Source organism: Pinirhizobacter sp., from assembly GCF_035317885.1.
Taxonomy (GTDB): Bacteria; Pseudomonadota; Gammaproteobacteria; order Xanthomonadales; family Rhodanobacteraceae; genus Pinirhizobacter.
In genome coordinates, this window is the sequence record NZ_DATHFX010000070.1 from 1 (window position 1) to 9,618 (window position 9,618).

11 protein-coding genes are annotated in these 9,618 nt (G+C 66.8%); 1 reads left to right on the forward strand and 10 read right to left on the reverse strand.

The genetic code is table 11. The annotated features are described in order from the left end of the window. Window positions 1-684, forward strand: a 684-nt coding sequence (locus tag VK519_RS02165; protein ID WP_324347226.1) for a sensor histidine kinase, incomplete at its 5' end; no start/stop codon positions are given. 1 nt (window position 685) lies between these two features. Here the strand turns inward: VK519_RS02165 and VK519_RS02170 are convergent. From VK519_RS02170 to VK519_RS02215, 10 genes are all read right to left on the reverse strand, one after another. Beyond that, a complete protein-coding gene (locus VK519_RS02170; protein WP_324347228.1) occupies window positions 686-1,255 on the reverse strand; it encodes a Maf family protein in 570 nt (189 codons plus the stop codon). A gap of 1 nt (window position 1,256) precedes the next feature. Continuing rightward, complete coding sequence (rlmH, locus tag VK519_RS02175; protein WP_324347230.1) at window positions 1,257-1,727, reverse strand: 23S rRNA (pseudouridine(1915)-N(3))-methyltransferase RlmH; 471 nt, start codon at window positions 1,725-1,727, stop codon at window positions 1,257-1,259. Between the two features lie 9 nt (window positions 1,728-1,736). Beyond that, window positions 1,737-2,084 (reverse strand): ribosome silencing factor, encoded by a 348-nt coding sequence (gene rsfS, locus VK519_RS02180; RefSeq protein WP_324347247.1) that lies wholly within the window; start codon window positions 2,082-2,084, stop codon window positions 1,737-1,739. Between the two features lie 115 nt (window positions 2,085-2,199). After that, window positions 2,200-2,820: a nicotinate-nucleotide adenylyltransferase gene (gene nadD, locus VK519_RS02185; RefSeq protein ID WP_324347232.1), complete on the reverse strand. Its 621-nt coding sequence runs from the start codon at window positions 2,818-2,820 to the stop codon at window positions 2,200-2,202. 8 nt (window positions 2,821-2,828) lie between these two features. After that, window positions 2,829-3,839: a DNA polymerase III subunit delta gene (gene holA / locus VK519_RS02190; RefSeq protein WP_324347234.1), complete on the reverse strand. Its 1,011-nt coding sequence runs from the start codon at window positions 3,837-3,839 to the stop codon at window positions 2,829-2,831. 7 nt (window positions 3,840-3,846) lie between these two features. After that, window positions 3,847-4,389 (reverse strand): LPS-assembly lipoprotein LptE, encoded by a 543-nt coding sequence (locus tag VK519_RS02195; protein ID WP_324347236.1) that lies wholly within the window; start codon window positions 4,387-4,389, stop codon window positions 3,847-3,849. A gap of 5 nt (window positions 4,390-4,394) precedes the next feature. After that, window positions 4,395-7,028 (reverse strand): leucine--tRNA ligase, encoded by a 2,634-nt coding sequence (leuS, locus tag VK519_RS02200; RefSeq protein ID WP_324347238.1) that lies wholly within the window; start codon window positions 7,026-7,028, stop codon window positions 4,395-4,397. Window positions 7,029-7,112: 84 nt separating this feature from the next. Further along, window positions 7,113-7,706, reverse strand: coding sequence for a PqiC family protein (locus tag VK519_RS02205; RefSeq protein WP_324347240.1), 594 nt, complete (start codon window positions 7,704-7,706; stop codon window positions 7,113-7,115). 8 nt (window positions 7,707-7,714) lie between these two features. Further along, the gene (locus VK519_RS02210; protein ID WP_324347242.1) at window positions 7,715-9,409 is read right to left on the reverse strand and encodes a PqiB family protein; all 1,695 of its coding nucleotides are present in this window, start codon (window positions 9,407-9,409) and stop codon (window positions 7,715-7,717) included. Continuing rightward, window positions 9,402-9,618 (reverse strand): paraquat-inducible protein A (locus tag VK519_RS02215; RefSeq protein ID WP_324347245.1); only part of this gene is annotated, 217 nt, incomplete at its 5' end. The genes VK519_RS02215 and VK519_RS02210, both read right to left, overlap by 8 nt.

A 9,618-nucleotide genomic window follows, 5' to 3' on the forward strand; every position in this document is an offset into this window, starting at 1 on the left:
GCCCGCTTCAACGAAGTGCTGGCCCGGATGGACGAGGTGCTTGCCCGCGAACGGCAGTTCGCCAGCGGGCTGGCCCACGAGACTCGCACCCGCCTGGCGGAACTGCGCAGCCTCGTGGACGTTGAAACCCGCTTTCCCAGCGAACGAAGCCCACAAGAGGTGATGGCCGAGGTCGGCGCGATCGGCGCAGAGCTCGAGGCCACGGTCACCGCCCTGCTGGAACTGACCCGGCTGGAGGCCGGCTTCGAGCCCGCCCGCCGCGAGCCGGTGGACATGGGGGCATGGCTGGCCCGCACGCTTGCCCTGCACCAGGCCACCATCGCACGACGCGGGCTTGAACTGGACATTGAAGGCTTCGAACCCGGCAGCACGATGATCACCGACCCGGCCCTGCTGGACATGCTCATGGGCAACCTGATTGCCAATGCGGTGAGCCACGCACCGGAAGCCAGCCGCGTGTTGCTGTCCCGCCATGGCGAGGCCCTGGATGTAGCCAACGATGCACCCGAGCTCAGCCAGGCCGACATCGGGCAGCTCGGCCACCGCTTCTGGCGCAAACACACCGGCGAAGCGGGACATGCTGGCCTCGGGGTGTCATTGGCGGCCGCGGCCGCGCACTCGCTGGGCCGGACTTTAAGCTTCGAACTGGATCACACGCAGCGGCTGCACGCTCGCGTGCGCTAGCTTAGGCGGCCCGGCGAATGCCGGCGGCATGCAGCAACAAATGCGTTTCGTGCAACGGCAAGCCCATGACGCCGGTGAAGCTGCCTGAGAGATGCTCGATGAAGGCGCCGGCATGGCCCTGGATGGCATAGGCACCGGCCTTGCCGCGATGCTCGCCGGTGGCCAGGTAGTCGGCGATGGCGTCTTCGTCCAGCGCCATCATGCGCACCTGTGACGTCGACGTCACGGAGCGTGCGAATTCCGGCCCCACCAGCCACACGGTGGATATCACCTCATGCGTGCGGCCCGACAGGCGCCGCAGCATGCCGGCGGCGTCATCATCGTCGACGGGCTTGCCGAAGACTTCGTCGTCCAGCACCACCTCGGTATCGGCAGCCAGCACGAAGTCCATCGCCGACACCTTGCGCCTCCCTGCCACGGCCTTTTCGCCCGAGACGCGCGTGACGTAAGCCAACGGTGTTTCGTGTGGCTCGCGGACTTCGGGGATATCCAGGTCCAGCGGTTCGAAAGCGAAGCCGATCTGCGCCAGGAGTTGCCGGCGGCGTGGCGATTGCGATGCAAGGTAAAGCATGTCAGGCCCGATGGTAGGGGTGGCCGGCCAGCAGTGTGGTGGCACGGTAAAGCTGCTCGGCAAGCACCAGGCGAACGAGCATGTGTGGAAGAGTCAGTGGACCGAGCGACCAAAGCTGGTCGGCGCGGGCCAGTACCTCGGCGGCGTGACCGTCGGGGCCGCCGATCAGGAAGGCGAGGTCACGTCCGGACATCCGCCACGCGGCGAGTTGCGTGGCCAGCTCTTCGCTCGACCACGGCTTGCCGCGTCCGTCCAGGGCCACCACGTGGGTATCGCGCGGCAACGCGGCAAGGATCGCCGCGCCCTCGTCGGCCATCGCGCGCGCATCGTCGCGGCCCTTGCCACGCAAGCCAGGCTTCAGCTCGACGAGCTCCAGTGGTAGGTCGTGTGCCAGGCGTTTGCGGTATTCCCCAAAACCTTCGGCGACCCACGCGGGCATGCGTTCGCCAACGGCGATAAGACGCGCGCGCATCAGCGCACGTTAGTCGTTGGCGGCTTCGGCGCCATCGTCGCCAAGCGTCCACAGCCGCTCAAGGCCGTAGAACTCGCGGATGCGCGGCAACATGATGTGGACGATGATGTCGCCCAGGTCCACCAGTACCCATTCGGCTTCGACCTGGCCTTCCACGCCCAGCGGCATCACGCCCGCCTGCTTGGCGAACTTGATCACTTCGTCGGCGATGGATTTGACGTGCCGGGCGGAGGTGCCCGAGGCAATCACCAGGGTATCGGCGATGGAGGTCTTTCCCCGCACATCCAGTTCGCGGACGTCCTTGGCCTTCAGTTCCTCTAGCGCGTCGATCACTCGCTTGCGCAGGGTCTCGTTGATGTTCGGGGCGTCGGACGGTTTGCGATTGGACTTTTGGCTCAAAAGGGCGGACCTCAGGATAGGTGGGCCGATTATAGCCCCGTCGGGCTTCGCCAGCGAAAGGGCCTACGGGGCCTTACCTGTAGGGCGCCAGCAGGCCGGGTCGGTCCACCACCCCCGCCGGCAACAGGTAACGCGGCATGCGTCCGGCGGCCAGCAGGTCGCGGATGGCCGTGGCCGAGATGTCCAGCGCGGTCACCGTGATCGGGATCACCTGCCCCGCCGGTCCCGTCGGCACCCGTGCGCGCCGGGGCGCGATTTCGTCGGCTAGTTCGTCGTCCAGCACCGGATGTTCGCCCGGCCGGGTCAGTACGCCGACATGGGCCAAGCCGAAGATTTCACGCCAGCGGTTCCAGCGCGGCAGGCCCGCGAAGGCATCGGCACCCACCAGCAACACCAGCGGCCGGTCCGGGCCGATCTCCCCGCGGAGCTCGGCGAGGGTGTCCACTGAATAGGAAGGGCCGTCCCGCTCCAGCTCGCGTGTGTCCAGCCGCAGTACGTCCTGGCCGGCAAGCGCTGCCTCGAGCAGGGCCACCCGCTCCGCCGCCGTCGCGCGCGGCGGCGGGCGGTGGGGCGGCACGTGGGCCGGCACCAGTGCGATCTCGGCATCGAGCGCCTCGGCCGCTTCCCAGGCCACGCAGAGGTGGCCCAGGTGGACCGGATCGAAGGTGCCGCCCAGGATCGCCAGCGGGCGCATCGACCGGCTCAGGCCAGGGCCGTCGTCGCGCGCGGCTCGGCGATCGCCGCCACCAGGCGCTCGGCCGCCCGCCACGGATCGCCTTGCTCGCGGCCCTTGGCCATGCGGTCGATGGCGGCGGCACGGGCCAGGCACGCCAGCCAGTGTTCGCGCGGGGCGCGGCGCAGGGCCTGGCGGAAAAGCTGCTCGCGGGCCTGCCACAGGCGCTCGGCCCGGGCCTGCGAGGCAAAGTCGCGGGCGTTGGCCAGGCGCATGGCCAACTGCAACTGGTTCACCACCCAGCCCATCAGGGGGATCAGGTCTTCGCCCTCGGCCTTCAGGCCCGCGAGGATGCGCAAAGCGCGGCCGCCGTCACCGGCAAAGGCGGCGTCGGTAAGCTTGAAGGCATCGAAGCGGGCGCTGTCGGCCACATAGCTTTCCATCGCGGCTTCGTCCACTCGCGCGTCGCCCGCCAGCACCACCAGCTTGTCGATCTCCTGGGCAGCGGCAAGCAGGTTGCCTTCCACTCGTTCGGCCAGCAGGGCCGCGGCACCCGGCGTGGCCTTCACCCCGCGCGAGGCCAGGCGTGCGCCGATCCAGGCGGCCCACTCGTTCGGCCGCGGCGCATTGAACACCACCTGCACACCGGCGGCATCCATCGCCTTGCTCCAGGCGCTTTCATGCTTGCTGCTCCATTCGGTAGCAGTGACCAGCAAGGTGGTATCTGCCGGCGGCGCTGCGCAATAAGCCGTGATCGCCGCCCCGCCCTCCTTGCCCGCGCGACCGCCGGGCAGGCGCAGGTCAATCAGGCGGCGCGTGGCAAAGAGCGACATGCCCGCACCGGCACGGGCCAGGTCGTCCCAGTCGAAGCGGGCGTCGGCTTCGAGCACTTCGCGCTCGTCGTACCCCAGGCGCCGCGCCTGGGCCCGCAGGGCGTCGGCGGCCTCGAGCACCAGCAGTTCCTCGCCGGCCAGCAGGTACACCGGGGCCAGCTCGCTGGCCGCGAGCTGCTTCTGCCACTGTCCCGGGCTGAGCGGCATGGGTGCGTCAGTCGGCCTTGGGCGCCGGGGTGGCAGCGGGCTGGATCACCTCCGGATGCTTCGCGGCGGCTTCCAGGCGGAACAGGATCGACTGCACCATGTCGTCCACCAGGCTGTTCTGCAGCTGTTCGGTCTGCGCCGCCGTACCAATGGTGTTGAGCGCGTCGTAGCTGAAGTCGCGCGACATGTCGATGCCCCGCTGCGGGATCACCACGTTGCCCTGGCCATCGGAAAGGCTGAAGTCGACGTGGTAGCGCACGGAATATTCAGTGACGCGGGCCGAGCCGCCGACGGTCAGCGTTTGCGTGCTGAAGGCCGCCGTGGGCACCTTCAGCTCCGCGATGCCGGTACCGCCGTGGTCGAGCACGGTGGAGCCGGCCAGTTCCAGGGCGCGGCTCAAGCTGCGCTCCAGCTTGCCGCCGCCGCTCACGGTCAGGTGCACCTGCTTCATCGAATCGGGCAGTGCCGCGCTTCGGCGCAGGTGAAAACCGCAGGCCGACAGGGCGGCCAGGGCGACGAGCAACAGCGGGAGGCGGAGCATGCGGAGCATGGAAATCATCCTGCGACGATGTTGACGATCTTGCCCGGGACCACGATCACCTTGCGGATGGTGAGCCCCTCGAGCTGCTTGGCCACGGCCGGGTCGGCCTTCGCCGCGGCCTCGGCGTCTTCCTTCGAAGCCGCGGCCGGTACCTCGATGGTACCGCGAAGCTTGCCATTGACCTGTACGGCCAGGGTCAGGGAGTCCCGGACCATGGCGGCGGGGTCGGCCACGGGCCACGCCTGGTCTTCCAGCACGGACTCTGCATGGCCCAGCAGCTGCCACAAGGCGTGGCTGGCATGCGGGGTGAACGGGTTGATCAACAGCACCACGGCGGTGAGCGTTTCCTGGCGCACGGCGCGGCCCTGCGGCGAGGCGTCGTCGAATTTGGCCAGGGCGTTCATCAGCTCCATCAGCGCGGCGATCGCCGTGTTGAAGGATTGCCGGCGGCCGATGTCGTCGCCGACCTTGGCGATGGTCTCGTGCAGCTGGCGGCGCATGGTTTTCTGGGCGCCGTCGTGCGAGGCAATGTTGAGCGCGGGCGCGGCACCGGCATCGACATGCGCCTGCACTTCGCGCCACAGGCGGCGCAGGAAACGGCTCATGCCTTCCACGCCAGCCTCGTTCCATTCCAGCGACTGGTCCGGCGGGGCGGCGAACATGGAGAACAGGCGCACAGTGTCGGCGCCGTATTTGCCCACCATCGATTGGGGATCCACGCCGTTGTTCTTCGACTTGGACATCTTCTCGATGCCACCGATGTGCACCGGGGCGCCGTCTTCGCGCAAGGTTGCACCGGTGATGCGGCCGCGCTCGTCGCGCAGGATGTCGACATCGGCCGGGTTGTACCAGTGCTTGCCGCCGTTGGCTTCGTCGCGGTAGAAGGTTTCGGCCACCACCATGCCCTGCGTAAGCAGGTTGGTTACCGGTTCATCGCCCTTGACCATGCCCTCGTCGCGCATGAGCCGGTGATAGAAGCGGAAGTACAGAAGATGCAGGATCGCGTGCTCGATGCCGCCGACGTATTGATCGGCCGGCATCCAGTAATTGACGCGTTCATCCACCATCGCGTTGGCTTTGGGGCTGGTGTAGCGCGCCACGTACCAGCTCGATTCCATGAAGGTATCAAAGGTGTCCGTTTCGCGCTCGGCCGGGCCGCCGCACGTGGGGCATGTGGTCTTGCGCCATTCCGGGTCGGCCTTGATCGGCGACACCACGCCGCTGAAGGCGACATCCTGGGGCAACACTACGGGCAGTTGGTCTTCGGGCACGGGTACATCGCCACAACTTGGGCAATGGATCACCGGGATCGGGCAACCCCAGTAGCGCTGGCGGCTCACGCCCCAGTCGCGCAGGCGCCAGTTCACGCGGCGCTGGCCCAGGTGCGACGCTTCGAGCTTGCTTGCGAGGAATTCGAACGCCTCGCGGTAATTCTTGCCGTCCAGATCGCCGGAGTTGACCACGCGCAGGTCGCTGCGTGTTTTATCGGAATACCAGTCGTGCCAGTGCTTCGGATCGAAGGTTTCCCCTTCCACCGCGATCACCTGGCGGATCGGCAGGCCGTACTTGTTGGCGAATTCAAAATCGCGCTCGTCGTGGCCGGGCACGGCCATCACGGCGCCGGTGCCGTAGCCCATCAATACGAAGTTGGCCACCCACACGGGTATTTCTTCGCCCGACACCGGGTGCACGGCTTTCACGCCGGTGTCCATGCCGCGCTTTTCCTGGGTTTCAAGCTCGGCCTCGGACACGCCGCCCTGGCGCATGTCGGCAAGGAATGCGGCAAGCGCCGGGTTCGATTGCGCGGCCTTCTGCGCCAGCGGGTGCTCGCCGGCGATGGACACGAAGGTCGCGCCCATCAGCGTATCGGGGCGAGTGGTGAACACGGTGAGCGGATCGGCTTCGCCCGGTACGGTGAACTGGATATCCAGGCCCTCGCTGCGGCCGATCCAGTTGCGCTGCATGGTCTTTACCGCATCCGGCCAGCCGGGCAAGGTATCAAGGCCGTCGAGCAACTGCTGCGCGTAGTCGGTGATGCGCAGGAACCACTGCGGGATCTCGCGCTTCTCCACCAGCGCGCCCGAGCGCCAGCCGCGCCCATCGATCACCTGCTCGTTGGCAAGCACCGTGTGGTCGACCGGATCCCAGTTCACCACTGCATTGCGGCGGTAGGCGAGGCCCTTCTTCATCAACCGCGTGAACATCAACTGTTCCCAGCGGTAGTAGTCCGGATCGCAGGTGGCGAATTCGCGGGTCCAGTCGTAGGCGAACCCCAGGCGCTTCAGTTGCTCGCGCATGTGGTCGATGTTCTGGTACGTCCACTTCGCCGGGGCCGTCTTGTTCTTGTTGGCGGCGTTTTCGGCGGGAAGGCCGAAGGCGTCCCATCCCATCGGCTGCAGCACGTTCTTGCCCAGCATGCGCTGGTAGCGGCTGATCACGTCGGAGATGGTGTAGTTGCGCACGTGACCCATGTGCAACGCACCGGACGGGTACGGCAGCATGGAAAGGCAATAATACTTCTCGCGGGAAGGGTCTTCCTTCACCTCGTAGGCGCGTTGCTCGTTCCAGAAGCGTTGCGCGCCTTCTTCCACGGCGGCCGGGTGGTAACTCCCGACTTCGCGGGGCGCCTGGTCAGTGTCGTGCTGCATGGATATCCGTACCGGTAAAGCGGGGTGGGTCAACGCGACAGGTTAGCCCAAGCCCGGCCCGCTTCGCCATGGCCGGGGCGCTTTTCAGCCGCCGTCCACCGTGGGGCAGCCCGATGCCGAACCCGAGGCCAGCGCGCGCGTCGCCTGGGCAATGGCACCTGAGAGGCGGGCAAGTGCCTGCTGATGCGCCTGCACCAGGCCTGCGTAGTCGCTGCCGGCCGGCTCGCTCACCCGCGTGGCGCAGGCAAGGCTCGATCCTTCCAGGCCATCCACCTTGCGCAGCGTCCAACTGGCTTCGACGGTGGCGCTGCCGCCCAGCTCGGAATCAAAGCGGCGGATGTCGACCTTGATGCGGATGTCGGTGCTGCCCGGAGGCCTGGCCAGGCCGTAAATATCGTGGGTGTTCAGTGCCGAAGTGATATCGGCGGACAATGCACCGCGGACTTCATCGCCCAGCGGCGCCAGCCAGCGCTGGTTTTCCAGCACCTGCACGTCGGAGGCACCCGATCGCAGCACCAGTTGCGGCAGGTCTACCTGGGGCGGCACCGCCACCGGAAGCACTTCCACCACGAAACCCGCCGGCGACGTGGTGGGTGCCACGGCACGCGGCACCAGCGTGTGGTACTGCGTGGGTGCCGAGGCGCAGCCGGCCAGCATCCCGAGGGCTAACAGCGGCATCCGGCGGATCATGGCTTGCTCCCTTGCGGCGGGTTCGTGGAGGTGGTCGGCGCGGCCGGCGGTGGTGGAGCTGGCGCCGGCGCTGCATCCTTGCCTTTGCCGCGGATCAACGACTCCGGATGGCGGGACAGGTAATCAGTAAGCACCCGCAGCGAGCGGGCCGTGCGCTGCAGTTCCTGCAGGGTCTGGCCAAGGTTCTGCTGCAACGGGGAGTCGTCCGACAAGGCATTGTTGGCCGCGCCCAGCGTCTGTTGCGCCTGCTTGAAGGTCTTGGTGGCCTCCGGCGCCAGATTCTCGTTCACCTGCTTCAAGGTGCCGGAGAGTTGCTTCAGGCTCTCATCGAGGTTCTTGCCGATGGTATCGAAGGGAATCTTCTGGATCTTGTCCACGATGCTGCCCAGCTGTTCCTGGATCTTGTCAAAGTTGCCGGACGTGGTGGGCAACTCCAGCGGCTTGGCCGCGGGATCGAATGTGACAGGCTTGGCCTTGGGATCGAAGTCGATGGCGATGTACAGCTGGCCGGTAAGGAGGTTGCCGCTTCGCGCCTGAGCGCGCAGGCCATGGTCGACCAGGCGGCCGACCATCTGCGACCAGTCGGTATCGCCCCTGCCGACCGCCGCGGCCATCAGTTTCTGATGGGCCTTGCCCAGGCGCTCGGGGTACACCACGGCACCCACGATCACCGGGAAGCGCTGGGCCCGGATGTCGTAGTCGAGGTTCACCGACACCACCTTGCCCACGTTGATGCCGAGGAATTCCACCGGCGAATCCACGCGCAAGCCACGCAGCGAATGGTCAAAGCGCATGCGGATATAACGCGGCTCGCCATCGGGCGGTGCCATCGCCGTGCCCTGGTCGTTGAAGAGGTCGAAGTTGGCGTTCTCTTCAGCGGGAGTGTCATCGTGCGGGCCGTTGGGCGACTGGAAAGCCACGCCGCCGGCCAGCACCGTGGCAAGGGACTGCGTGTTGAGCTTCAGGCCATCGGCGCCGAGCGATACATCCACGCCGCTGGCGTTCCAGAAGCGTGACGACTTCGACACGTACCTGTCGTTGGGCCCATCGATGAAAACCTGCAGGCTCACGCCCTTGCCGTCTTCATCGAGCGCATGGGACACCACGTGGCCCACCTGCACGCGGCGGAAATACACCGGCGAGCCGATGTCCAGCGAGCCCAAGTCGCCGCTGTGCAGGGTGAAGCGCTTGCCGGGCTGGCCGTGCAGTACCGGTGGCGGTGTTTCCAGACCCTTGAATTCATCCTGTTCGTCGGGGGAGTCGCCGGTGTCGGCACCGATGAAGGCGCCGGAGAACAAGGTATCGACACCCGATACGCCACCGATGCCCACGCGCGGCCTGACCACCCAGAAGCGGGTGTCCTTGGTGGCGAAACTCTCGGCGTTCTTTTCCAGGTCGATTTTCACCCTCACCTGGCTGTGATCGTGGTTCAGCGCGATCTGCGTGACCTTGCCGATCACCACGTTCTTGTATTTCACCTGGGTCTTGTTGGCCTCCAGTCCCTCGGCGGTCTGGAAGGTTACCGTGATGGCCGGCCCCTGCCCCAGCCAGCCGTGCACCAGTAGCGAGACGCCGACGGCGGCCGCCACCAGCGGCACCAGCCAGATCAGCGAGATACCCACGCGGCGCTTGTGCACCACGGGTTCGGGGAGGTCGTCGCGCTCGTCGCGCGGTTGTTCAGGCTCAGTCATCGGTTTCCTTGCGATCCCAGATCAGGCGGGGGTCGAAGCTCATCGAGGCCAGCATCGTCAGCACGACGACCAGGCCGAAATAGATCACCCCAGGCTTGGGCTCCACCCGGCTCAATACCTGGAAATGCACCAGCGCCGACAACAGCGCCACCACGAAGACATCGAGCATGGACCAGTAGCCCACCAGTTCCACCAACCGGTAGAAGCGT

Excerpts from the sequence above, each read along its gene's own strand:
- VK519_RS02170 (WP_324347228.1), bottom strand. The coding sequence starts at position 1,255 with ATGCTTTACCTTGCATCGCAATCGCCACGCCGCCGGCAACTCCTGGCG.
- rlmH (WP_324347230.1), bottom strand. The coding sequence starts at position 1,727 with ATGCGCGCGCGTCTTATCGCCGTTGGCGAACGCATGCCCGCGTGGGTC.
- nadD (WP_324347232.1), bottom strand. The coding sequence starts at position 2,820 with ATGCGCCCGCTGGCGATCCTGGGCGGCACCTTCGATCCGGTCCACCTG.
- holA (WP_324347234.1), bottom strand. The coding sequence starts at position 3,839 with ATGCCGCTCAGCCCGGGACAGTGGCAGAAGCAGCTCGCGGCCAGCGAG.
- VK519_RS02195 (WP_324347236.1), bottom strand. The coding sequence starts at position 4,389 with ATGCTCCGCATGCTCCGCCTCCCGCTGTTGCTCGTCGCCCTGGCCGCC.
- leuS (WP_324347238.1), bottom strand. The coding sequence starts at position 7,028 with ATGCAGCACGACACTGACCAGGCGCCCCGCGAAGTCGGGAGTTACCAC.
- VK519_RS02205 (WP_324347240.1), bottom strand. The coding sequence starts at position 7,706 with ATGCCGCTGTTAGCCCTCGGGATGCTGGCCGGCTGCGCCTCGGCACCC.
- VK519_RS02210 (WP_324347242.1), bottom strand. The coding sequence starts at position 9,409 with ATGACTGAGCCTGAACAACCGCGCGACGAGCGCGACGACCTCCCCGAA.